27 protein-coding genes are annotated in these 22,689 nt (G+C 69.2%); 20 read left to right on the top strand and 7 right to left on the bottom strand.

The features are described 5' to 3' along the window. Positions 1 to 229 precede the first annotated feature (229 nt). From J2S53_RS13760 to J2S53_RS13680, 17 genes are all read left to right on the top strand, one after another. Positions 230 to 1,078 carry a redox-sensing transcriptional repressor Rex gene (locus tag J2S53_RS13760; RefSeq protein ID WP_456241294.1) on the top strand — a complete coding sequence of 283 codons (849 nt, stop codon included), beginning with the start codon at positions 230 to 232 and terminating at the stop codon, positions 1,076 to 1,078. After that, the gene (locus J2S53_RS13755; RefSeq protein WP_456241293.1) at positions 1,075 to 2,499 is read left to right on the top strand and encodes a glutamyl-tRNA reductase; all 1,425 of its coding nucleotides are present in this window, start codon (positions 1,075 to 1,077) and stop codon (positions 2,497 to 2,499) included. Before J2S53_RS13760 ends, J2S53_RS13755 begins: the two co-directional genes overlap by 4 nt. After that, positions 2,496 to 3,434, top strand: a complete 939-nt coding sequence (gene hemC, locus J2S53_RS13750) for a hydroxymethylbilane synthase (RefSeq protein WP_092976804.1) — start codon at positions 2,496 to 2,498, stop codon at positions 3,432 to 3,434. Before J2S53_RS13755 ends, hemC begins: the two co-directional genes overlap by 4 nt. A gap of 14 nt (positions 3,435 to 3,448) precedes the next feature. Continuing rightward, a complete protein-coding gene (locus tag J2S53_RS13745) occupies positions 3,449 to 4,981 on the top strand; it encodes a uroporphyrinogen-III synthase (protein ID WP_456241292.1) in 1,533 nt (510 codons plus the stop codon). Positions 4,982 to 5,293: 312 nt separating this feature from the next. After that, entirely contained in the window at positions 5,294 to 6,289 is a 996-nt protein-coding gene (gene hemB / locus J2S53_RS13740) for a porphobilinogen synthase (RefSeq protein ID WP_456241291.1), read from the top strand. Beyond that, positions 6,286 to 6,843, top strand: a complete 558-nt coding sequence (locus J2S53_RS13735) for a hypothetical protein (RefSeq protein ID WP_456241290.1) — start codon at positions 6,286 to 6,288, stop codon at positions 6,841 to 6,843. Before hemB ends, J2S53_RS13735 begins: the two co-directional genes overlap by 4 nt. Positions 6,844 to 6,916: 73 nt before the next feature. After that, a complete protein-coding gene (locus J2S53_RS13730; RefSeq protein ID WP_456241289.1) occupies positions 6,917 to 7,726 on the top strand; it encodes a proline-rich domain-containing protein in 810 nt (269 codons plus the stop codon). A 37-nt stretch (positions 7,727 to 7,763) separates the two neighbouring features. After that, on the top strand, positions 7,764 to 8,207 hold the full coding sequence (locus J2S53_RS13725) for a hypothetical protein (protein ID WP_456241288.1): 444 nt from the start codon (positions 7,764 to 7,766) through the stop codon (positions 8,205 to 8,207). After that, entirely contained in the window at positions 8,186 to 8,815 is a 630-nt protein-coding gene (locus tag J2S53_RS13720) for a hypothetical protein (protein WP_456241287.1), read from the top strand. Before J2S53_RS13725 ends, J2S53_RS13720 begins: the two co-directional genes overlap by 22 nt. A 24-nt stretch (positions 8,816 to 8,839) precedes the next feature. Then, complete coding sequence (locus tag J2S53_RS13715; protein ID WP_456241286.1) at positions 8,840 to 9,271, top strand: hypothetical protein; 432 nt, start codon at positions 8,840 to 8,842, stop codon at positions 9,269 to 9,271. Between the two features lie 187 nt (positions 9,272 to 9,458). Next, positions 9,459 to 10,808, top strand: coding sequence for a glutamate-1-semialdehyde 2,1-aminomutase (hemL, locus tag J2S53_RS13710; protein WP_456241285.1), 1,350 nt, complete (start codon positions 9,459 to 9,461; stop codon positions 10,806 to 10,808). Continuing rightward, the gene (locus tag J2S53_RS13705; protein WP_456241284.1) at positions 10,805 to 11,440 is read left to right on the top strand and encodes a histidine phosphatase family protein; all 636 of its coding nucleotides are present in this window, start codon (positions 10,805 to 10,807) and stop codon (positions 11,438 to 11,440) included. Before hemL ends, J2S53_RS13705 begins: the two co-directional genes overlap by 4 nt. Further along, complete coding sequence (locus J2S53_RS13700) at positions 11,437 to 12,186, top strand: TlpA disulfide reductase family protein (protein WP_456241283.1); 750 nt, start codon at positions 11,437 to 11,439, stop codon at positions 12,184 to 12,186. Before J2S53_RS13705 ends, J2S53_RS13700 begins: the two co-directional genes overlap by 4 nt. A 202-nt stretch (positions 12,187 to 12,388) precedes the next feature. Further along, positions 12,389 to 13,174 carry a cytochrome c biogenesis CcdA family protein gene (locus J2S53_RS13695; RefSeq protein ID WP_456241282.1) on the top strand — a complete coding sequence of 262 codons (786 nt, stop codon included), beginning with the start codon at positions 12,389 to 12,391 and terminating at the stop codon, positions 13,172 to 13,174. Then, positions 13,174 to 14,823, top strand: coding sequence for a cytochrome c biogenesis protein ResB (gene resB, locus J2S53_RS13690; protein ID WP_456241281.1), 1,650 nt, complete (start codon positions 13,174 to 13,176; stop codon positions 14,821 to 14,823). The genes J2S53_RS13695 and resB overlap by 1 nt, the downstream gene beginning before the upstream one ends. Continuing rightward, positions 14,820 to 15,839 carry a c-type cytochrome biogenesis protein CcsB gene (gene ccsB, locus J2S53_RS13685; protein ID WP_456241280.1) on the top strand — a complete coding sequence of 340 codons (1,020 nt, stop codon included), beginning with the start codon at positions 14,820 to 14,822 and terminating at the stop codon, positions 15,837 to 15,839. The genes resB and ccsB overlap by 4 nt, the downstream gene beginning before the upstream one ends. A 261-nt stretch (positions 15,840 to 16,100) precedes the next feature. After that, positions 16,101 to 17,636, top strand: a complete 1,536-nt coding sequence (locus tag J2S53_RS13680; RefSeq protein WP_456241279.1) for an AAA family ATPase — start codon at positions 16,101 to 16,103, stop codon at positions 17,634 to 17,636. A gap of 390 nt (positions 17,637 to 18,026) precedes the next feature. On the opposite strand, the gene J2S53_RS13675 is transcribed toward J2S53_RS13680, so the two are convergent. Together J2S53_RS13675 and J2S53_RS13670 are read right to left on the bottom strand one after the other, a co-directional pair. Beyond that, the gene (locus tag J2S53_RS13675) at positions 18,027 to 18,215 is read right to left on the bottom strand and encodes a hypothetical protein (protein ID WP_092977205.1); all 189 of its coding nucleotides are present in this window, start codon (positions 18,213 to 18,215) and stop codon (positions 18,027 to 18,029) included. 549 nt (positions 18,216 to 18,764) lie between these two features. Beyond that, positions 18,765 to 19,007 carry a BldC family transcriptional regulator gene (locus tag J2S53_RS13670; RefSeq protein WP_092976768.1) on the bottom strand — a complete coding sequence of 81 codons (243 nt, stop codon included), beginning with the start codon at positions 19,005 to 19,007 and terminating at the stop codon, positions 18,765 to 18,767. 142 nt (positions 19,008 to 19,149) lie between these two features. Between J2S53_RS13670 and J2S53_RS13665 the strand changes: the two genes are divergently transcribed. Then, positions 19,150 to 19,581 carry a DUF4229 domain-containing protein gene (locus J2S53_RS13665; RefSeq protein ID WP_456241278.1) on the top strand — a complete coding sequence of 144 codons (432 nt, stop codon included), beginning with the start codon at positions 19,150 to 19,152 and terminating at the stop codon, positions 19,579 to 19,581. A gap of 173 nt (positions 19,582 to 19,754) precedes the next feature. Here the strand turns inward: J2S53_RS13665 and J2S53_RS13660 are convergent, their stop codons facing one another. From J2S53_RS13660 to J2S53_RS13640, 5 genes are all read right to left on the bottom strand, one after another. Beyond that, the gene (locus tag J2S53_RS13660) at positions 19,755 to 20,171 is read right to left on the bottom strand and encodes a hypothetical protein (RefSeq protein ID WP_456241277.1); all 417 of its coding nucleotides are present in this window, start codon (positions 20,169 to 20,171) and stop codon (positions 19,755 to 19,757) included. Then, positions 20,168 to 20,425, bottom strand: a complete 258-nt coding sequence (locus tag J2S53_RS13655) for a hypothetical protein (RefSeq protein ID WP_456241276.1) — start codon at positions 20,423 to 20,425, stop codon at positions 20,168 to 20,170. Before J2S53_RS13655 ends, J2S53_RS13660 begins: the two co-directional genes overlap by 4 nt. Before the next feature lie 280 nt (positions 20,426 to 20,705). After that, on the bottom strand, positions 20,706 to 20,975 hold the full coding sequence (locus J2S53_RS13650) for a hypothetical protein (RefSeq protein ID WP_456241275.1): 270 nt from the start codon (positions 20,973 to 20,975) through the stop codon (positions 20,706 to 20,708). Next, positions 20,968 to 21,231, bottom strand: a complete 264-nt coding sequence (locus tag J2S53_RS13645) for a hypothetical protein (protein ID WP_456241274.1) — start codon at positions 21,229 to 21,231, stop codon at positions 20,968 to 20,970. Before J2S53_RS13645 ends, J2S53_RS13650 begins: the two co-directional genes overlap by 8 nt. Beyond that, positions 21,228 to 21,446 carry a hypothetical protein gene (locus J2S53_RS13640; protein WP_456241273.1) on the bottom strand — a complete coding sequence of 73 codons (219 nt, stop codon included), beginning with the start codon at positions 21,444 to 21,446 and terminating at the stop codon, positions 21,228 to 21,230. The genes J2S53_RS13645 and J2S53_RS13640 overlap by 4 nt, the downstream gene beginning before the upstream one ends. Positions 21,447 to 21,575: 129 nt before the next feature. On the opposite strand from J2S53_RS13640, the gene J2S53_RS13635 reads away from it, so the two are divergent. After that, positions 21,576 to 22,430 (top strand): helix-turn-helix domain-containing protein, encoded by an 855-nt coding sequence (locus tag J2S53_RS13635; RefSeq protein WP_456241272.1) that lies wholly within the window; start codon positions 21,576 to 21,578, stop codon positions 22,428 to 22,430. Then, a complete protein-coding gene (locus J2S53_RS13630) occupies positions 22,427 to 22,618 on the top strand; it encodes a DUF397 domain-containing protein (RefSeq protein WP_092926044.1) in 192 nt (63 codons plus the stop codon). The genes J2S53_RS13635 and J2S53_RS13630 overlap by 4 nt, the downstream gene beginning before the upstream one ends. Positions 22,619 to 22,689 lie beyond the last annotated feature (71 nt).

Below are 22,689 nucleotides of genomic sequence, written 5' to 3'. Positions count from 1 at the left end.
GCATGTGTTCACAAATAGCTACGGTGGGCGGTGTCGTGTTGCCGGACTCGTTCCGCGGAATCTCCGCACGCGATTACTGGTGGCGTCGGTACGCGCCCCCGGAAGTCACCCCTTCGTGGTCGGTGCTGCGTCCAACCGGTCGTCACGTTGTCCAATGGGGCGACCACCGGCTCGCGCTTCCTCCGGCCACCGACGAAAGCAACAGCAGGCAGCTCGAGGGAGATCCAGCGTGACGGCGCACGGAGACGACGTGCGAGACGGCGAAGCGAAAGCCGCGAGCACGGCGGAATCGCGGTCGTCGGAGTCGGAAGGGGTGAGCATCCCCGAGCCGCAGGATCGTGCCAGGTCGATCCCGGAAGCGGCCGTGGCACGGCTCGCGGTGTACCTGCGTGTGCTTTCCGGTCTCCACGAGCGGGAGGTGCACACCGTCTCCAGCGAGGAGCTGGCCGTCGCGGCCGGTGTGAACTCGGCGAAGCTCCGCAAGGATCTCTCCTACATAGGCTCCTACGGCACCAGGGGAGTCGGCTACGAGGTCGCCGTACTCATCGGGCAGATCGAACGCACCCTGGGGTTGACCCAGCAGAACAGGGTCGCGGTGATCGGTATCGGCAACCTGGGGCACGCACTGGCGAACTACGGTGGTTTTCCCAGCCGGGGCTTTCCCGTCGCGGCGCTGTTCGATCTCGATCCCGACCTGATGGGGGTTCCCGTCGGCGGCATCCCGGTCGACCACGTCGACGACATTCCCCGGGTGTGTGCCGAACGGGACGTGACCATCGGCGCCATAGCCACTCCCGCGAAAGGTGCCCAGGACGTCTGTGACCGGTTGGTCAAGGCGGGGGTTCGGTGCATCCTGAATTTCGCGCCCGTGGTTCTGCAGGTCCCCGAGGAGGTCGAGGTGCGCAAGGTCGATCTCGCCGTGGAGATGCAGATCCTCTCCTTCCACGTGGCCCGGCGGAGTCAGGAAACCCCCGACTCCACCGGCTCCGAGCACGCGGCGACCGGGGCGCCCCAGTCGGAAAATCGTGATGTGAACACCGGGATCAGCCCGGTGGACGGGATGGTGGTTCGGCCGTGAATCTGCTCACCGTCGGTCTGTCGCACAACAGCTCCCCGGTACGAATGCTCGAACGTATGGCGGTCGGTGCCGACGACGTCGGCAAGCTGCTGCACGAGCTGCTTCGCAGCGAGCACATCTGCGAGGCGATGCTGGTGGCCACGTGCAACCGCGTGGAGGTCTACGCGGTGACCGAAACCTTCCACGGTGGTCTCGACGACGTCACCTCGGTGCTTTCCAGGCACGCCGGGGTCGAGTTCAGCGAACTGGCCGACCACCTCTACGTGCACTACGCCGGAGCCGTCGTCGAGCACCTGTTCTCCGTCGCCGCCGGGCTGGACTCGATGGTCGTCGGCGAGGCCCAGATCCTCGGGCAGCTGCGGCAGGCGTACAGCGACGCCGATGAGGCCGAGACGGTCGGCAAGACGCTGCACGAGTTGGCGCAGCAGGCGCTCCGGGTCGGCAAACGGGTGCACTCCGAGACCGACATCGACGCCGCCGGAGCCTCGGTGGTCTCCGAGGCGCTGTCCGACGCCGAGAACGTGTTGACGAGCCTTTCGGGCCGTTCCGCCCTGCTGGTCGGTGCGGGATCGATGGGCGCGTTGGCCGCTTCGCAGCTCAAACGGCTCGGGGTCGCCGAGGTGGTGATCGCCAACCGCACTTCCGGCAACGGTGACCGGCTGGCCGAGTCGCTGCGTTCGGAGGGGCTGTCGGCCGACACGGTCGCGCTTTCCGAACTCAGCGGCGCCATCCGCGACGCGGACCTGGTGGTCACCTGCACCGGAGCCGTCGGGGCCGTGGTCGACACCGCCACCGTGTCGAGTGCTCTCGCGGAGAGGTCCTCGGACGCACCGCTGCTGTGCTGCGATCTCGGGCTGCCGCGGGACATCGAGCCCGAGGTGGCCGAGCTGGCGGGAGTCACCGTGGTGGACCTGGAGTCGCTGCAGCGCAGGCTGGCCGATCAGCACGGCGGCGGAGCCAGGCAGGAGGCGGGAGACCTCATCGCGGAGGAGGTCCGCTCCTACCTGGCCGCGCAGCGTTCGGCCGAGGTGACCCCCACCGTGACCGCGTTGCGCAAGCGCGCGGCGGAGGTCGTGGACTCCGAACTGCTCCGGTTGGACTCCCGGCTGCCCGAGCTCGACACGGACGTCCGCGGGGAGCTCGCCCGTACCGTCCGCCGCGTGGTGGACAAGCTGCTGCACGCTCCGACCGTCCGGGTCAAACAACTGGCGTCGGCCCCGGGTGGCTCCGGTTACGCCGACGCGCTTCGTGAGCTATTCGAACTCGATCCGCAAACCGCCGCGGCCATCGGCACCCCGCAGGCCGTCGAGGAGGGCGAGCACGCCGTGTCGGGCACGCGCACCTCGGTCTCGCACGCCCAGCCTCCCAGGGCCGCCGCGGTCTCGCGCGATCGTTCCGAACAGGACGGTGAGGACCGTTGACCAGAACCCTCCGGATCGGTACCAGGGGAAGCGCGCTGGCGATGGCGCAGAGTTCCATGGTCGCCGAGGAGTTGGAACGCGCCGGTTACACGACCGAACTGGTCCGGATCGCCACGTCCGGTGACCAGTCACAGGCCCCGGTCACCGAGATCGGTGTCGGTGTTTTCACCTCCGCGTTGCGCGAGGCACTCGCCGCCGGAGAGGTCGATGTGGCGGTGCACTCGTACAAGGATCTGCCCACCGCGCCCGATCCCCGACTGGCGCTGGCGGCCGTCCCACCGAGGGAGGACCCCCGGGACGCGCTGGTGGCACGGGACGATCTGACGTTGGGGGAACTGCCGCCGGGCTCCGTCGTGGGGACCGGTTCGCCGCGCCGCGCAAGCCAGCTGGAAGCCCTGGGACTGGGGCTGGAAACGCGCGGTATTCGTGGCAATGTGGACACCCGAATGCGCAAGGTGAGCGACGGCGAGCTGGACGCCGTCGTTCTGGCCCGCGCGGGCCTGGCCAGGGTGGGCCGGCTTGAGGTGATCACTGAATCGCTCGATCCACTGCAGATGCTGCCCGCACCCGCTCAGGGCGCGCTGGCGGTGGAATGTCGCGTCGACGACGTGGACACCGAGCACTTGCTGCAGTCCGTGTTGGACGATGAGGCCAGCCGCGTCGCGGTGGCCGCCGAGCGCGCCATGTTGGCAGCGCTCGAAGCCGGCTGTACTGCGCCCGTCGGCGCATTGGCCGGGGTGGTGGAGGACCTCGACGATGACGGCCGTGTGGTTTACCGGCTGTCCATGCGCGGGGTGGTGGCGACCGACGAGAACAGGTTGGTGCGCGCATCCGCCACTGGTGAGACGACCGCCGCTGAGCAGCTGGGCAGGGATGTCGCCGCCCAGCTGCTCGAAGCCAGGGCCGCGTCGCTCAGCGGCCCCGGCAGTAGTTGATGGGGAGTGCCCTGATGACCCGAGCACGCAATACCCCCGGACGAGTGGCTTTCGTGGGCTCCGGTCCCGGTGATTCGGGCCTGCTCACCGTCCGGGCCAGGCAGTTGCTTACACACGCTTCGCTCGTCGTCACCGATCCGGACGTGCCCGCCGAGGTGTCCGGACTCGCCGACGACGCCGCCGAGGTGCGTCCGGCCGTCGGTGATCCCGCCGACGTGGCGGGCAACCTGGCGGGCGAGGCCCAGACCGGCCGCCCCGTGGTGCGGCTGGTCGCCGGTGACCCGTTCACCGCCGACGCGGTGGTGCGCGAGGTGCAGGAGATCGCCAAGACCGACGTCTCCTTCGAAGTGGTTCCGGGAGTGTCCGCGGGGACGGCTGTTCCCGCCTACGCGGGCGTCGCGCTCGGTTCCGCACACGCGGAGGTAGACGTGCGCGGCGAGGTGGACTGGGCCGCGCTGGCCTCCACCAACGGCCCGGTCGTGCTGCACGCTTCCGGCAGTCACCTCGCGGAGGCCGCCTCCGCGCTGACCGAGCACGGCATGAGCCCGCAGACTCCGGCCGCGGTCACCGCCTCCGGAACCACCGTGTCCGAGCGCACCATCGACACCACCCTGGCCTCGCTGCCCGGCGACGCCGGTGAGCTCCAGGGACAGCTGGTGGTCACCGTCGGCACCGCCGCGGGCAACCGCGCGGCGCTGTCCTGGTGGGAGACCAGGGCGCTCTACGGCTGGAAGGTCCTGGTGCCGCGCACCAAGGATCAGGCCGGGGCGATGAGTGACCGGCTGTGGTCGCACGGTGCCGTCGCGCACGAGGTTCCCACCATCTCGGTGGAGCCGCCGCGCAGTCCGGCCCAGATGGAGCGGGCCGTCAAGGGGCTGGTGGACGGCCGCTACCAGTGGGTCGTGTTCACCTCCGCCAACGCGGTCCGCGCGGTGTGGGAGAAGTTCCACGAGTTCGGCCTCGACGCACGCGCGTTCTCCGGCGTCAAGATCGCCTGCGTCGGGGAGGCCACGGCCGAGAAGGTGCGTTCCTTCGGGATCAACCCCGAGCTGTTGCCCTCCGGTGACCAGTCGAGCGAGGGGCTGCTGCAGGACTTCCCGCCGCACGACGAGGTGCTCGACCCCGTCGCCAGGGTGCTGCTGCCGCGCGCCGACATCGCCACCGAGACGCTGTCGGCCGGGCTGACCGAGCGCGGTTGGGAGGTGGACGACGTCACGGCCTACCGCACCGTCCGCGCCGCGCCGCCGCCCGCCGAGACCCGCGAGATGATCAAGACGGGTGGGTTCGACGCGGTGTGCTTCACCTCCTCGTCGACCGTGCGGAACCTGGTCGGCATCGCGGGTAAGCCGCACGCCAGGACGCTGGTGGCCTGCATCGGCCCCAAGACGGCCGAGACCGCCAAGGAGTTCGGGCTCCGGGTGGACGTGCGGCCGGACCAGGCCCAGGTGCCGTCCCTGGTCGACTCGCTGGCCGAGCACGCGGCCAAGCTGCGTGCCGAGGGGGCCCTGCCGCCGCCGAAGAAGGCCAAGCGCACCCGCCGTTCCTGATCGGAGTTTTCCTGTCAGATTGGCGCGGTGGTCGCTCAGCGGAACCTCTCGCACGGCTCTCGCTCCGGGGAGGCCCGACATCGGGTAGTTACTACACAACGTCGGGCCTTCCTCGCGAGAGCCGCACGAGAGAACCCGCGGCGGTGCCGACTGCGAGGGTGGTCGGGGCGCGACCCGCGGGAGTGCTCGGGTTTCGGCCTGCCGTGTCGAGGAGTGAGTACGGCAGGCGGTCCGAGCCCGCGAGAGGTTCCGCCACGCAACCAACTTCGACAACCGAAACCAGTCACATCGCTCATGCGAGGTGTTCGAGAGATGTATCCGTCGGTCCGCCCGCGCAGGCTGCGCCGCAACGCCGCGCTGCGGCGGCTGGTCTCCGAGACCGAGGTGCGGCCGCGGCACCTGGTGCTGCCGATGTTCGTCCGCGAGGGCGCGACGGAACCCGTCGAGATTCCCTCCATGCCGGGCGTGCCGCACCACACCAGGGAATCGCTGCGTGCCGCTGCCGTGGACGCGGTCGAGGCCGGGGTCGGCGGGCTGATGCTGTTCGGCGTCCCGAGTGAACGGGACGCCACCGGCTCGGCCGCCGCCGACCCGGACGGGATCCTCAACGTGGCGCTGCGCGACGTCGCGGCCGAGGTCGGCGACGACACCGTGCTCATGGCCGACACCTGCCTGGACGAGTTCACCGACCACGGGCACTGCGGTGTGCTGGACGACCAGGGCAACGTCGACAACGACCGCACGCTGCGGCTCTACGGCGAGATGGCGCTGGCGCAGGCCGAGGCGGGGGCGCACGTGCTCGGCCCCAGCGGCATGATGGACGGGCAGATCGGTGCCATCCGGGAGACGCTGGACGCCGCCGGATTCCACGACACCTCGCTGCTGGCCTACTCGGCCAAGTACTCCTCCGCCTTCTACGGCCCGTTCCGCGACGCCGTGGACTCCCAGCTGTCCGGGGACCGCAAGACCTACCAGCAGGACCCGGCCAACGGCAGGGAAGCGGCCCGCGAGGTCGGGCAGGACATCGCCGAGGGCGCGGACATGGTGATGGTCAAACCCGCCATGTCCTACACCGACGTCGTCAGGCAGACCGCCGAGATCTCCGAGGTCCCGGTCGCGGCCTACCAGGTCTCCGGGGAGTACTCGATGGTCGAGGCCGCCGTCGAACGCGGTTGGCTGGACCGGCAGCGGACGGTGCTGGAGACCCTGACCTCGATACGCCGTGCCGGGGCCGACATCGTGCTGACCTACTGGGCCGCGCGGGCGGCCCGCTGGCTGCGCGAGGAGTCCGGAGGGGATGCCGCGTGACCGCGCCGACCGACCCGCACGGCGGTGTGGACCACCGCGCTCCTTCCGCACCCACCGCACCGCCCCGCTCGGTGTGGTGGGCCAGGTGGCTGTGGATAACCGCCGCGCTCGTGGGGTTGGGGAACACGCTGCTGCGGTTGGCCGACCGCGAGATGCTCATCGGCGAGCTGCGGCGGGTCAACCCCGAGCTGTCACAGCGAGAGGTGGACGCGGCGGCCAACGGCGGGATCATGTTCGCGCTGTTGTTCATGGCCGGGCTGACGCTGTTGTACGTGTTCTTCGGCAACCGGATGGCGCGTGGTGCCAACTGGGCACGCGTGCTGGTGATGGTGCTCTGCGGGCTGTACGTCGGCGGCAGGTTGTTCGCGTGGTTCGTCATCAGCATGGCCCGATCGCTGCTGGATCCGCGGCTGATGCCCGACATGGCGGTCGGGCCGCTGACTGTGCTGTTCACCACTGTGATCGCGGCACTGAACATCGCGGTGTTCGTGCTGCTGCTGCGTGGTGAGTCCAGGCGTTTCTTCGCCGGGACCGGAGTTCCTCGCTCCGGCTGAGCGGGGTTTCCGGCGGGCTTTCCCGCTACCGTGGAAATTGGACATCTCGACGGCGGGTTTCTACGGTTTCGGCGTGACTTCCCCACAGAATCCTTGGGAACAGGATCCCGCTAATCAGGGTCAGTACCCGCAGCAGCCCGGGTACCAGCCCGACCCGCAGTCGGGTGGCTTCCAACAACCCGATCCGCAGTCCGGCGGATTCCAGCAGTCCGGCTACGGTCCCGCGCCTCACCCGCAGCAGGAATATCCCCAGCAGGGCTATCCGCAGCAGGGCTATCCGCAGCAGGGCTACCCGGCCGGTCCCGCACAGGGCGGCTATCCCAACCCCTACGCCGCGCCGCCGGTCTCGGCGCAAGAGATCGAAGGCCCACCACGGCCGAACACGATCGACATCGCCTTCTGGATCGCGATCGTGGTGCCCGTGCTGGCCACGGTGCTGTCGGTGATCTCCATGGTGCTGCAGCGGAACTACATGAACCGGATGCTGGAGGACATCTCCGACAGCTCCGGGGCCATGAGCGACGACATGCTGCGGTTCGCCATGATGTTCGGTGTCGTGTTCGGGCTGATCATCTCCGTTGTGCTCACCGGACTCTGGATCTTCTTCGCGTTCAAGCTGCGCGCCGGCCGCAACTGGGCCAGGGTCACGCTGACCGTTTTCGCCGGTGCCTGGATGCTCAACGCCCTCAGCGGCATGGTCACCGCCGCCATTCCGCAGACGGTGCAGCTCCCCGAAGGGAGCTACACCCTGGAAATCCCCACGGCACAGCTGGTGACCAGCTACACGCAGAGCATCATCACGCTGCTGGCGATGATCGCTTTCATCGTGCTGGTCTACCTCAAGCAGTCCAACGGGTTCTTCCGGGCGACGGCGCGACGGTGACCGGACTCCGATACCACGGCGAGCGGAACGGGCACGGATGACGAACACCTCCGAACCGGTACCCACTGGGGTGCCGCGGACGCTGCGAGCGGGACTGGGGCTCTGGGCGGCGCTCGGCGTTTTTCTGCTCGTCCGTGCCGTGATCTCGTGGACCGATCTCGGTGCGCTGCGCGGCAGGCTCGTCGCGGCCAGTGGGCTGCTCCCCGAGCGGGCCGAGCAGCTGGCCCGCGATCTTCTCGTGGCCAACACGATCCTGGCGGTCGTGTTGGCCCTGGGATACGCGGGGCTGGCGTGGCTGGTGCTGCGGCGGCACTCGTGGGCGCGGATCGCGGTCAGCCTGCTCGCCGTGGCACACGTGCTGTTGCTGCTGCTTTCCGGATCCTGGAGCGCCTCCAACCTGATCGTGCTCGTGCTGGCGGCGCTCGCGTGGGCGTGTTTCTGGCGCCGGGAAACCTCGGAATGGTTGGCCGGCGACCGTTGACCGAGGTCGCCGAGGTCCGCTATGCCGAGCCTGGGTCGAGTTGGTGGCCGCTGCTCTGGGGACCGGCGTTCGCCCTGCTCGGCCTGGTCGTCGAGCTGGCCACGCCGGGGCCGCTGCACCTGCCGCAGTGGCCGGTGCTGGCGGTCCTGCTGGCAGCGGCGGCGGTGCCGTGGGTCCGTGCGCGCAGGCGCTTCCACTCGATAACGCTGACCACAGTGGAGCTGACCGTGGGCGGGGAGTCCGTCCCGCTCGACCGTCTCGTGCTGCCCGAGGCGGAACCGGCGACGCGCGCCGCTCGCGTACTCGGTGCGGCGAGCACGGTGCCGAAGGGAATGACCGAGGTCCCGCTGCTGCTGCGGCGGCCCGCCGGTCCCGACAGCGCTGATAACTCCGACAGCGCTGGTGATCCCGAGAGCGTTGACGGTTCCGGTGCCGCTGTCGAGCCGGTGACCGCTGTCGACTCCGATGCCGGGGCCGAAACCGCGAGCGATCCGGTGAGCGGACTCGAATCCGACACCACGGCGGAAACCGAGACCGTGGTGCTGGCCTGGGCCCGCTCGCCGGAAGCGCTGCGTGCCGAACTCGCGACACTGCTGCGTTCGGAGTAGCTCACGGCATGCGATGCTGGTTCGGTGCATGATCCCCAATCCGAGCCGACCGCGTCCGAGCGGCCACCACGTCGGTTGCACCAGCCGTGGCGACTGGTCGTGTTCGGGGTCGAGGTGCTGCTGGCGGCGGTACTGATCGCGCTGGCCTTTCCGGCGTGGGAGAACTCGGTGGTCCGCATCGAGCTGCCCGAAGCCTCCGGCGGCACCGTCGTATCCCGCATGCTGGGCAGTTGGGTCGCGCTCGCGGTGCTCGCGGTAACGGTCGGCGGGCTGCTGTTGATCGACGCCCTCCGCCACCTGGCACTGGGAGTGCGCGCCGGTCGATCGGGCAAGCCGACCCGGGGCGGTCCCGAGCCGGAGCCCCGCTCCGGGGACGCGCCCGCGTCCGGGAGAACGGCGGAGTCCGGGACCACCTCCGACTCCGGGGACACCCGGGATTCGGACTCCCGGACGTGAACCGAACGTCCGCGCACTGATCGGTTCGGCCCACGACCCGGGATCGGCCGAGGGCACCCGTCGACCGATCACCGCTCGAACGAAAGCGGTTCGGCCGGAAAGCGCCTCGGAAGCGGTCGCGAGCTTCACCACCCCGGGTGGGGGATCCCCGGGTAGCATCCATCCGCTGCCTGGCAAACTGGGCGGCGTGACTGCCGATAATCCCGCCAACGCGACGACAGCAGCATCCGATCCGGCGCCCCGCTCCCGGCAGCTCTTCGAACGAGCGGAGGCGGTGACCCCGGGCGGGGTCAACTCCCCGGTGCGTGCGTTTCACTCGGTCGGCGGCACACCACGGTTCATGGTCCACGGTGAGGGCGCGTACCTCCGGGACGCCGACGGCAACAGCTACGTCGATCTCGTCTCCTCGTGGGGGCCGATGATCAACGGGCACGCGCACCCCGACGTGGTCGGCGCCGTGCGCGAGGCCGCCGTCGACGGGCTCTCGTTCGGTACTCCCGCCACCGGTGAGATCGACCTCGCGCAGGAGATCATCGACCGGGTCGACCCCGTCGAGCACGTGCGGCTGGTCAACTCCGGCACCGAGGCCACCATGACCTCCATCCGGCTGGCGCGCGCGTTCACCGGCCGCGACAAGGTCCTCAAGTTCACCGGCTGCTACCACGGTCACGTCGACTCGCTGCTCGCCGGAGCAGGATCCGGCGTGGCGACCCTCGGACTGCCCGGCACTCCCGGTGTCACGGAGGCGCAGGCCGCCGACACCATCGTGGTGCCCTACAACGACCTGGAGGCGGTGCGACGGGCATTCGCCGAGCACGGCGACCGGATCGCCTGCGTGATCACCGAGGCCGCCGCGGGCAACATGGGCGCGGTGCCGCCGCGCGAGGGCTTCAACGCCGCGCTGCGCGAGATCACCCGCGAAGCCGGTGCGCTGCTGGTGATGGACGAGGTCATGACCGGTTTCCGCGTCTCGCGCGCGGGCTGGTACGGCGTGGACGGCGTCGCCGGTGACCTCTACACCTTCGGCAAGGTGATGTCGGGCGGGCTGCCCGCCGCCGCCTTCGGTGGCCGGGCCGATGTGATGGACCTGCTGGCGCCGCGCGGTCCCGTCTACCAGGCGGGCACCCTCGCCGGTAATCCGGTGGCGGTGGCCGCCGGCCTGGCGAACCTGCGCGCCGCCGACGCCGACGTCTACGCCGCGCTGGACCGCAACGCGAGCCGCCTCGGGGAGCTGTTGGGCGATTCGCTGCGCGAGCGGGGAGTGCCGCACCGGATCTCCTTCGCGGGCAACATGCTCAGCGTCTTCTTCACCGAGAACCCGGTGCACGACTTCGCGGGTGCGCAGGCACAGCAGACCTGGCGGTTCCCCGCCTTCTTCCACGAGCTGCTGCGGCGCGGGGTCTACCCGCCGCCGAGCGCATTCGAGTGCTGGTTCGTCAACGCGGCCATGGACGACAACGCCTTCGAGATCATCGCCGAGGCGCTGCCGCACGCCGCCGCCGCGGCGGCAGCGGCCGAGCCGGGGGAGTCCAAGTGAGTGGCAGAACGACCGTGGTCCACTTCGTGCGGCACGGTGAGGTGCACAACCCGGAGGGCATCCTGTACGGGCGCTTACCCGGCTACCGGTTGTCCGAGGAGGGGCAGCGGCAGGCCAAGGTCGTCGCCGGTTTCCTGTCCGACCGCGACGTCCGGGTGGTGCACGCCTCCCCGATGCAGCGGGCGGCCGAGACCGCGAACCCGGTTGCCGAGCGGCACGAGCTGGACATCGACACCGACGAGCAGCTGATCGAGGCGGCCAACCGCTTCGAGGGCTGCCGGGTGTCGGTGGGTGACGGCGCGCTGCGCTCGCCGCGCCACTGGCCGAAGCTCTGGAACCCGGTTCGTCCTTCCTGGGGTGAGGCCTATCTCGGTATCGCGCACCGGATGCTCGCGGCGGCGCACCGCGCCCGGGAGGCGGCCGGGTCCGGGGAGGCGGTCTGCGTCTCCCATCAGCTGCCCATCTGGATCCTGCGCAGATTCATCGAGGGCAGGGCGCTCTGGCACGATCCGCGCAAGAGGCAGTGCTCGCTGGCCTCGGTGACCAGCCTGGTGTTCCGGGGTGAGAAGTTCGAACGCCTGGCCTACGCCGAGCCCGTGGGTGAGACCGACGCGAGAGCGAGCGGTGCATGAGATCCGATCGAACGCGGGGCCGCGGCAGCGGTCGCGGGGGCAGGCCTGTCGCCGCGTTGGCGCTGGTCGCGCTGTTCGCGTTGTTGTCCGGGTGCGCGGGCAGCGAGAACGCGGTCTCCGACAACGGTGAGTTCACGTTCGTCTCACCGGGCGGGCGGACGCGGCTGTTCTACTCGCCGGACGAGCGCGGACACGTCACGGGCCTGAAGGGCGAGTCGCTGGCCAACGCCGACAACACCATCCGGTTGTCGGACTTCAGCGGCGAAGTCGTGGTGCTCAACGTGTGGGGCTCCTGGTGCCCGCCCTGTCGTGCGGAGGCCGACGACCTGCAGGCGGTGCAGGACGAACTCGGTGACCAGGGTGTGCGGGTCCTCGGGATCAACGTGCGCGACAACCGCGACGCCGCCAACGACTTCGTGCACAACCTGGACGTCGACTACCCCTCGATCTACGACCCGTCCGGCCGCGCGATGCTGGCGCTGAACGGCTTTCCCCGCAGCACCACCCCGGCCACGGTGGTGCTGGACCGCGAACACCGCGTGGCGGCGATCTACCTGAGCGAGATCACCGAGAAGGGCCTGTTGCCGAAGGTTCGCGACATCGCGAACGAGAGCTCCGGTTCCGGTGGGACCGGAAACACGGGTGAGGCAGGCAACACGGACAAATCCGGCAACTCCGGTGACACGGGGGATTCCGGCAGCACGGGGGGAACGAGCCCGTCCGAGCAGCCGGAGTCCGGTCGGTAACGATCCGGCCGTTGCCGAACCGGCCGGTTGGAGGGGCTCCCCGGTGAGGACGTTCCCCATCGGTTCGGTGTGCCGCTGGCCGCTCTCCGAGGACGGTCAGCGCGGTACGGTCCGTTCCGGAGCGGGACCGCCAACCCCGATGTGGTTTCGGTCACCAGGGGCGCTGTGCCGACTCGTCAGTGGCTTACCTACCCTCGGGTTCGTGGATCCGACCGAGCTAGTCCAGACCGGGCCGCTGATTATGGCGGTCGGATTCGCTGTTCTCGCCGGGACGGTCAGCTTCGCCTCGCCCTGCGTGATTCCGCTGGTACCCGGCTATCTCGCCTATCTGGCCGGTCTCGTCGGTGCCGACGCGCCGGCCGTCGACACCGCGGAAACCACGGCGGGCCGTCGCCACGGGCGATGGCGGGTCGCGGGTGCGGCGCTGCTTTTCATGCTCGGGTTCACCGCTGTGTTCGTGATCGCCACGGTCGGGGTTCTCGGGCTCTCCGACGCGCTGGCTCTCAACGAGCCCGTACTGCGCAGGCTCGGCGGTGTGGTCACCGTGCTCATGGGCCTGGTCTTTCTCGGCGTGTTCCCCGCGTTGCAGCGTGACGTGCGCGTTCGACGGGTGCCGCGCGGCGGCTTATGGGGCGCTCCCGCCCTCGGTGCCGTCTTCGGCCTCGGCTGGACACCCTGCCTGAGCCCCACACTCACCGGAGTCGTCTCGCTGGCCTACAGCACCCAGTGGCAGAGCGGTGCCGCGCTGCGGGGTGTCGTGCTGGTGCTGGTCTACTGCCTCGGCCTCGGGATCCCGTTCGTGGTGCTCGCGCTCGGCGCGCGCTGGGCCGTACGCGGCACCGGCTGGCTGCGCAGGCACTCCCGCGCCATCCAGTGGGTCGGTGGGGTGCTGCTCATACTCGTCGGCCTGCTGCTGGTCACCGGCCTGTGGGGAAGCATGATCGCGTCGCTGCGCGCCCCCATCAACGGATTCGAGTTGCCCATCTGATGAACACTTCGGTTCCCCGGCGAGTCCTGGCCTTCCTGCGCAACACCTGGCGTGGGCTCACCTCGATGCGCACCGCACTGGTGCTGCTGTTCCTGCTGGCGCTCGCGGCGCTTCCCGGCGCGTTGCTGCCGCAGTGGTCGCTGAACCGCCAGAACGTCGAGACGTTCTACGACAACCACCCCACCTGGGCGAAGGTTCTCGACTCCATCGGCGCGTTCAACGTGTTCAGCTCGGTGTGGTTCGCCGCGATCTACGTGCTGCTGTTCGTCTCGCTGATCGGGTGTCTGGTCCCGCGCAGCGCGGAGTACCTGCGGCAGCTGCGTGCGCGTCCGGTGCGCACCCCGCGCAACCTCGAGCGGATGCCGCACCACGCCGCCGGTACCGTCTCACTCTCCCCGGACGAGATGTCCGACTTCACGCGCCGCAGGCTGCGGCGCTGGCGCGTGTCCGAGAACACGGCGGAGGACGGCACCCGCACGTTCAGCGCCGAGCGCGGCTACCTGCGCGAGGCGGGCAACCTCGTGTTCCACTTCGCGCTGGTGGGACTGCTGATCACCGTCGGCGGTGACCAGCTGATGCGTTACGAGGGCCAGGTGGTCGTACAGGCCGACGGCTCGGGGTTCTGCAACTCGGGAACCTTCAACTACGACTCCTTCGACGCGGGACTGACGGTCGACGGCACCAACCTGAGCCCGTTCTGCGTGCGGCTCAACGACTTCGACGTGCGCTACCTGCACTCCGGCCAGCCCGAGCGGTTCCACGCCGACATCGAGTACCAGTCCGGCGAGGCGCTCGACAACGGCGACTGGAAGTCCCACGACCTGCGGGTCAACAACCCGCTGCGCACGGCGGGCGACCGCGTCTACCTGACGGGCAACGGCTACACCCCGACCTTCACCGTCACCTTCCCGGACGGCACCCAGCGGACCAAGAAGACGCAGTGGCAGCCGGTCGACACCACCACCATGCTCTCGCAGGGCGCCACCAAGTTCGACCGTCCCGGCATGTCGAACGAACAGCGCAGGCACAACAACCAGCTGGCGATCACCGGGCTGTTCGCGCCCACCGCCAGCCTCGACGGCAAGGTGCTCAGCTCGCGCTTCCCCGCGCTGCGGGATCCGATGGTGGCCGTGGACGTGCTCAAGGGGCAGCTCGGACTCGCCGGTGACACCGGCCAGTCCATCTTCAGCGTGGACCAGTCCCTCATCGACTCCGGCAAGCTGAACCGGGTGGCCCGCGAGAACCTGGCCGTCGGGGACACGGTTCGGCTGGACGACGGCACCACCATCCGGTTCGACGGGGTGCAGCGCTGGGCGAACCTGCAGGTCTCGCACAACCCGTTCCAGCGTTACGTCCTGGTCTTCGCCGTCGCGATCGTTATCGGGCTCGGTGCCTCGCTGAGTATCAAGCGTCGCCGGATCTGGCTGCGGATCAAACCCCTCGCGGCCGGTTCGAACGACACCGATGAGAACGCTTCCGCCGCCGGTGGCACCACCGGTGGTGCCTCGGTCGAGATCGGTGGACTCGCGCGAACCGATCAGGCCGGTTACGGCGAGGAGTTCACCAAGCTGGCCGACGAGCTGCTCGGAAGTGGGGCGGAACCCACCGCGGACTCGTCGGGGACCGACTCCCCCGGAAGGAGCAGTTGATGGTCAACCAGACACTGTCCGATTTGAGTGACATGGCGTTCGCGACCTCGGTCGTGGTCTACATCCTCGCCATGTCGCTCTACTTCGCCGAGTTCGCATCCGGAAAGGCCACGGACAACGCCGCCGAGAACGCCGAACCGGCGCGGGCGACCGTCGGCGCGGGCGGGGTAGCCACCAAGGAACCGGGATCGGGGCCGGTCGTCGGGCGGTTGGAACCCGAGCCCCACAAACCGTGGTCGGAGCGGTTCGGCGGCATGGCCGTGGCCGTGACCGTGCTCGGCGTGCTCGTGCACGCCTTCTCGCTGATCACCCGTGGTGTCGCCGTGGGGCGCGTGCCGTGGGGCAATATGTACGAGTTCGGCTCGGCGATCTGCCTGGTCGCGGTCGTGGCCTGGCTGGTGGTGCTCTACCGGCAGTCCCGCGCCGTCCGCAAGCCCACCACCGCGCCCAAACTGCGGGGACTGGGCGGTTTCGTGCTGCTGCCCGCCACATTGCTGCTGTTCCTCTCCGGCACCGCGCTGTACGCCACCGCCTCGCAGCTGCAGCCCGCGCTGCGGTCCTACTGGATCTGGATCCACGTCTCCGCCGCGATCGTGTCCACCGGTGTGCTGATGTTCGCCGGTGTCGCCAGCGTGCTCTTCCTGGTTCGGCTCCGGAGCGAGGACAATCCGACCGAGCAGGGCCGCATCGGCGGGCGGCTGCCCAGCAGCCAGGTGCTCGACCGGTTCGCCTACCGCGCCACCGTGCTGATCATGCCGGTGTGGACCTTCGCGATCATCGCGGGCGCGATGTGGGCGGAGGCGGCTTGGGGGCGCTTCTGGGGCTGGGACCCCAAGGAGACCTGCTCGTTGATCGCCTGGATCGTCTACGCCGCCTACCTGCACGCACGGGCGACCTCGGGGTGGCGGGGGACCCGTGCCGCCTGGATCAACATCTTCGGCCTGGCGGTAATGATCTTCAACCTGTTCTTCATCAACATCGTGATATCCGGGCTGCACTCCTACGCGGGACTGTGACCGGCGGTTTCCTCCCTCGTCGGTGACCCTTCGGCGAACCGTGGCGGCGCGTTCGCGGTCGCGCGGCCCGGTGCTCGCGTGATCGTGGATATTGTCCGTAAGATCGCGGTTGTGGTATGGCCCGGTGATCCGGGTGGGCCCGCGGGAAACGGCGCGGGCCGGGGTCCCGCGTCGGCCGCCCGCCGTGAACCGGATGAGTTTCCGCCACTACCGTGCACACGGGCCGGGTAGGTCTCGATTCGTTCTTGGAGGATTCGAACGGTGACCGGAAGAAACGACGAGCCGGACGCCCGGCAGGATTCGGGACGGTTTCCCGCCGGGGAAGGAGCGGAACCGAACGCGGAGTCGGCCGAGAGCTCGTCCCAGTCGGGGCACGCCGCCCCCGACTACGGCGCTCCCGCCCCGCCCGCGGGAGGCCATCCCGAGCAGGCACAGCAGTACCCGGCGCCGGGGCAGTACCCCCAGTCCGGTCCGAACCCGGCGGTCAACCCGTACGCCAATCCCGCCGCTTCCGGACCCAGGCCGGTTCCCGGCGGTGACCCGAACCAGGCGCAGTCCGGTCCGTACCAGATGCCGCCCGGCGTTCCCTCCGGTCCGTATCCGGCTCCGGGGAGCACTTCCGGGCCGTACGCCGCCGCACAGGGGCAGCCACCCTATCCACCACAGGGGTACGCGCCCGCCCAGCAGGCGCCCAACCAGCAGGTACCCGGCCAGCCCCCCGCCCCGGGGCAGCAGTGGGTCCAGCCCCAACCCGGCCAGCAGCTCCAGCCGGGCCAGCAACCCCAGCCGGGACAGCAACCCCAGCCCGGTCAGGCCGTTCCCGGGGCGCAGCAGGTGCCGCCCGGACAGCAGGACCCCGCCGCGCAGGACCTGTCCTCGGCGCAGTTGCTGCGGCAGTCCAAGCGCCCGCCGCAGTCGGGTTGGCGGCGCGCGGTCTACCTCGCCAGCGGCAAGACCATCAACCCGGGCGAGAGCCCGGCGGACATGCACCGCAGGGAGCTGATCTCGCGCATCAACCAGCCGCTCTACGGCTGCTACAAGATCGCCATGCTCAGCCTCAAGGGTGGGGTCGGCAAGACCACGACCACCGCCACGCTCGGCTCCACGTTCTCCTCGCTGCGCGGTGATCGGGTGGTCGCGGTGGACGCCAACCCGGACCGGGGGACGCTGAGCCAGAAGATCCCGCTGGAGACCACCGCGACGGTGCGCCACCTGTTGCGGGACGCGCAGCGCATCCGCAAGTACAGCGACGTGCGCTCCTACACCTCGCAGGGGCCGAGCAGACTGGAGATCCTCGCCAGCGAGCAGGACCCCGCGGTTTCCGAGGCGTTCAGCGAGAACGACTACCGCACCGCCGTCGACCTGCTGGAGCACTTCTACAACGTGGTGCTCACCGACTGCGGGACCGGGCTGATGCACTCCGCGATGAAAGGCGTGCTGGACGTGGCGGACTCGCTCGTCATCGTCTCGCCGGGCTCCATCGACGGCGCGCGCAGTGCTTCGGCCACACTGGACTGGCTGGATGCCCACGGCTACGGCGAGCTGGTGTCGCGCTCGGTGGCGATCATCAACTCGGTGCGGCCGGGGTCCGGCAAGGTCGACGTCGACAAGCTGGCCGCGCACTTCGGTTCGCGCTGCCGCTCGGTGTCCAAGATCCCGTTCGATCCGCACCTGGAGGAGGGCGCGGAGGTCGATCTGGACCAGCTGGCCGCTCCCACCAGGCTGGCGCTGCTCGAACTGGCGGCCACCGTCGCCGACGATTTCCCGCACGCAGCCGGTAGGCAGCAGGCCGGCTGATTTCGGAGTTTTCCGGCCTCATCTGATCGTGCGCTCGCTTGGCGGAACCTCTCGCGGGCTCTCGCTGCGGGGAGGCCCGACATCGGGTAGCGACCTACACAACGTCGGGCCTTCCTCGCGAGAGCACCACGAGAGAACCCGCGGCGGTGCCGACTGCGTGAGTGGTCGGAGCTCGGCCTGCGAGGATGCTCGGAGCTCGGCCCGCGTCGATGGCGCGGCGATTTCGCGAGAAATTGACACCGCCGGTTGCGGTGCCGCACCCCACTCGCCCGGCGATTTCTTGGGAAATTGGCGCTGCCCGGGCCGCGTACCGCCGCACTGGAGCGATGATTTCGTGGGAAATTTACGGCTCCAGCGGCCGGAGCCCGACCACGGGCACCGGCCGGGGCCTCAGTTCTCGTCGCGGGGCTTGCGCTGCTGCTCGGAGATCCTGCGGAGGAAGTCGGGGTCGTCGTCCGGCGCGGTTGGGCGTTGGGGCTGCTCGGTGTGCTTCTCCAGCGTCTCCCGAATGGGACCGAAGCCCTGCCACAGCAGCACGACGAGCGTTATGGCACCGATTGCCGCCAGGATGTAGACCATCGTGGTCACCTCCGTTGTTCCGTCGGGGCAGCGGATCCGCCGGTTAAGGGGACTCGTCCCGCTGTTCGTTGCCGCATGCCGGATCGCTCGCCGTGGTGCGGGGATTTGTCCGATCCGTGTGGCGTGCGAAGTTCCATGATAACCGGTCGGCGAAACCGGTAGGAGTGCCGAGCATCGCGCGATGCGGTGAGGAGTGTCGCGCGGATGGGGGCGGTCGCCGCACGGGACCGCGCCGGTGGTCGGCCGTTGACGAATCCGGTCCTGCCACCGACCCGCCGGGGCGGAGTGGCCTCGGTGGTCAGGGGCGACGGTGGGTGTGGTTCCGGCCGGGGCCGAGCCGGTCGCATTGCCGGACGGCAGGGTTCGTGACCTCGAAGGTTCGTGCCTCGCGGTCCCCGTGCCCTGCCACACAGCAAGGCGTCGGCTCGGCCGGGCCGTGGTTCCCCGTTCACTCGGAGTCGGGTGAGCACCCGGTGGAGGGTGCGCGGAGAACTCCGATCATTCGGGAACATCGATCAACCGGGAACTCCGGTCAACTGGGAACTCCGGTCAGCGGGCGGTGCCGATTCCGTTGACCATGTCCGCGTCGTTGGTCAGCTCGGCGAGCATCGTGCGGACCTCGGACTCGCGGAACCGACGGTGTCCGCCCGGCGTGCGGATCGAGCCGATCCGGCCCGCGGTGGCCCAACGGGTCACGGTTTTCGGGTCAACCCGGAACATAGCGGCGACCTCTCCTGGGGTGAGCAGATGGTCCTGGCCGTTCTGCGGGATCTGTTGGGTCGACGCTGTCACTGGTGACCTCCACGGTCGAATGGATGGTATCCGGGCATTCCGGTCGCATCCTGGCACTGATGGGGGCAGGTACTCGAACCGTTGGGTCCAGGTAAAGGGAAAGTAAGGGACGAAAGGTGCGGTTCGGGCGGAGCGTGGTGCCTTGGGGCTGTCCTCTACCCTGGCTGACGTGCAGCAACAGCAGCAGGGAACGCCCGAGGGCCCGGAGGAGCCGCGCGACCGGGAGACCTCCGGCGCGGACCGGCCACCGCGCGGTGGCAACCTCGCGCGGGACATCACGCTCTACACCGTCGCCAGGTTCGGACTGCTCGCCGTGCTGGCTGCCGTACTCATGCTTTTCGACGTTCCGCTGCTGGTGGCGCTGGCCGTGGCCGTGGTGGTGGCCATGCCGCTTTCCCTGGTGGTCTTCGCGGGACTGCGCCGCAGGGTCGCCACGGGCATGGCCGAGCGGGCCGCCGAACGCTCGGAACGTAAAGAACAGTTGCGGGCGCAGCTGCGCGGTGAGGCCGACAGCGTCGAATCCGACCCCCCGGTGGACGACGAGCCCTCGGACTCCGACCCGCATCGTGACTGAACTCACCTTCCGAATCGGTGCTCGCCCCCCACCCGCCCGGCGATTTCGCGAGAAATCGACGCTGTCCGAGGCCGGGCGAAAGTGGCGAGGCAGCGATCCTCCCGCCGTTTCCCGGGGACGGGGTAGCGCGGGGCGAAGTCGGGTAGCGCGGGGCGAAGCGGTGGCGGAAGCTTCTAGAGCCGGTGCAGTCCGTCGAGTACGCGGCGCAGGAGCGCGAGATCGGGATGCTCGGCTCCGGGACTCTCCGTGGCACCGGTGGGGTTTCCGTCCCCGATGGTCGCGCCGGAGATCGGTTGTACGGGCTCCGGAATCGCCGGGCCGGGCGGCGGAACCGGTTGCGGTGCCGCGAGGTCGAACAGCCGCGGATATCGGTCCGGGTCGTACAGCGGCCAGTCGATGACTTCGGCGGCGGGTCGCTCGGTCCGGAAGTAGGACTCCAGCCGCAGCGCGGCCAGCCGTCGGGCAGCGGGACCACTGCCACCCGCGTGGCGGGGTCGGTAGCTGACGCGGTTTCCCCAGGCGCTGAGCACGATCGCGGTGCCCACCAGCAGCACCCCCGTGCCCAGCAGCATGACCGGATGGGTGTTCATTCGGAATCCTCTCGCTTCCGTGGTTCCTCGGTAGTTGGCCCGGTGGTGGGTGGCTGCTCGCTCGGTGGCGGGCCGCCGAAGGCGAGTACGGCGGCGTGGTCGCTCAGTTCGTGGGAGAGGTGCCGCAGCGCCGAGGCGGTCTCGGCGCACTGCCGGGCGGTCGCCCGACCGGCCGCTATGTCGTGGATGGTGCGGTTCAGCCGTTCGGGGTCGTGGTTCAGGGCGATGTTCGGCCGCGTCGGGTGACCGGTCACGAGGCATCACCGGCGCGCGGCGCCGTGTCCGGCTCGATCTCCCGCGTGCGGGGAGCCCCGTGTTCGGGGATTGTCATTCCGGTTGTCCTTTCCGCGTAGCTGTGTCGTCTCGGGAGATCGTCGTGTCGTTCCGGGGACTCGTTGGCGTTTCGGTGGTCGGGGCGCGCGGTTCTCGCGTGCGATTTGGAACCGCCCGGCCGGGACGGGGAAGGGGAGCGGCCCGGCCGGGCGGCGGACGGTCCGGCTCCGGAGGTCGGGGCTCACGGGACCGGGCCGTGGTTCAAAGGGCGCGTAAGCCGGTGAGGATGCGGGCGAGCAGCTGTGGGTGTGGCGGGTCGAGGGGTGTCGGCGCGTTGGTCTCGGTGGGCCGAGCGGGTAGGCCGCTGCTGCCCGGTCGGCGCTTCGTGATCGCGGTCAGTGGCAGCGTGCCGCGCCAGCGGGACCAGCGCCCCGCCCGCAGGGCGGGCATGATCTCCGTGGGTGCCGCGTCGGCCCGGAGCTGCTCCGGCGTTGCGCCGGGTGGCGCTTCCGGGGGCGGTGCCTCAGGCATCCGATTCGTTCGCGTCGTCGCTGGGAGTGCTGTCAGCGGGAGTGCTGTCGGTGGGAAGTTCGCCGGTTGGGAGCTCGCCGCTCGGCAGTGCGGTGGCGTGTTGGCGCAGTGCGGCGGCGAGCTCGTCGAGCACGGTGGCGGTGTCGTGGCACTGCGTCGCGGTGTAGCGCTGCCCGCCGATCTCGAAGGCGGCGTCACTGAGCATCCACTCGCCGCGTCGCAGGAAGACGGAAAGCTGGGTGTGCGGATGGCTCATGACCGCTCGCCCGCCCGGATCGCGTCGTCGAGCACGTCCCGCAGCAGCTTCGCCTGCTCGACCGTCCACTCGGTCCGGTTGTAAACGGTCGGCGTGTCGATCCGGATCACCCTCGGCGTCCACTGTGACCGCCAGATCCGCAGCGACGACGAGCCGGACTCGTCCCTGCACCGCAGCCGTATGCCCGGGTGCGATACGTCGTAGATGTGTGGCATTGCGTATCATTCCTTTGACGTTTCGTATCCGATCCTGTGGCTAGGAACCACTTTGATGGTTCGGATCCACCATCGCAATGCCTCGATCGAGTGATCCAGTAAGCGCGAAGGTTGTTCTACGATTGGTTCATGACGGGAACCAGGCCAGGAAGCCCGAAAGCGCGCACACTTGGAGCTGAACTGCGAAAAGCGCGTGAATCAACCGGTACCGGAGTACGCGAACTGGCTCGCAAGCTCAATATCGGGCATGCGTGGATTACCCGAACGGAAACCGGAGTCCGAACAGCAACCCCGGAGGATGTCGCTGGTATAACCGTCGCACTCGGACTCCCGGCCTCCGAACGAGACCGGCTCACGGAATTGGCGCGTGAGAGCGACGGTCCGGACTGGCTGCGTGCTGGTATCCCCGGTGTCCATCAAGAGCTCGTGACTTTGATTGAGTACGAGCGCACCGCCTCGGCGATCACGGAGGTAGCGCCGCTGCTCGTTCCGGGATTGCTTCAGACGGCCGACTACGCTCGCACCGTCATGGCGACTTCGCAGGGGCCGGAGCAGGAAACACGGATCGCGATGCGTTCCAGTCGTCGCGATATTCTCACCAGTCGGCAGGCTCCCACCTTCGAGGCGATCCTCATGGAGCGCGCGCTCACCGAACGCATCGCAGCGCCGGAAATCATGGCCGACCAGCTACGGCATGTCGGAAAGATCGCGGACCTGCCGAATGTGACACTGCGAATCATTCCATCGAACCCCGGCGCATGGACTTCCGCGCACAGTGGCCAGTTCATGCTGATCGAGTTCCCTCGCGCCGCGCCGATCGTGCACCTCGAACACCTCGGGTCCGCTGCGTTCCTCACAGCTCCCCACGCCGTAGAGATTTACAAGGACGCTGTAGGTAACCTGCGCGATGCAGCGATGACCCCGGAACAGGCAAAGGAGTTCATCGCCGCACGCGCAAACGATTTCGAGGAGAGCATACCGTGAAACAACATCCCGCAGGATGGCGGAAGTCGAGCCGGTCCAGTAATAACACTGCGTGCGTCGAAATCGGCCGTTTCAACGACGGCGCGGCGGTGCGTGACACGAAGGATCGTTCGGTCGGGTACTTCACTACGACTGGTGCTCAGTGGTCGGCGTTCATCGATGCGGTGAAGGCCGAGAAGTTCGGCTGACTTTCGCGTGTGAAGTCCAGCGCCTCCGGATTCGTTCCGGAGGCGCTTTTTCGCGTGAATCCCGTCCGTTC

Origin of the sequence: Actinopolyspora lacussalsi, from assembly GCA_030803735.1 — a bacterium.
In the GTDB taxonomy this organism is placed as follows: Bacteria; Actinomycetota; Actinomycetes; order Mycobacteriales; family Pseudonocardiaceae; genus Actinopolyspora; species Actinopolyspora lacussalsi.
Note: the sequence above shows the minus strand (reverse complement) of the source record. Positions and strands in the feature narration are given on the sequence as shown.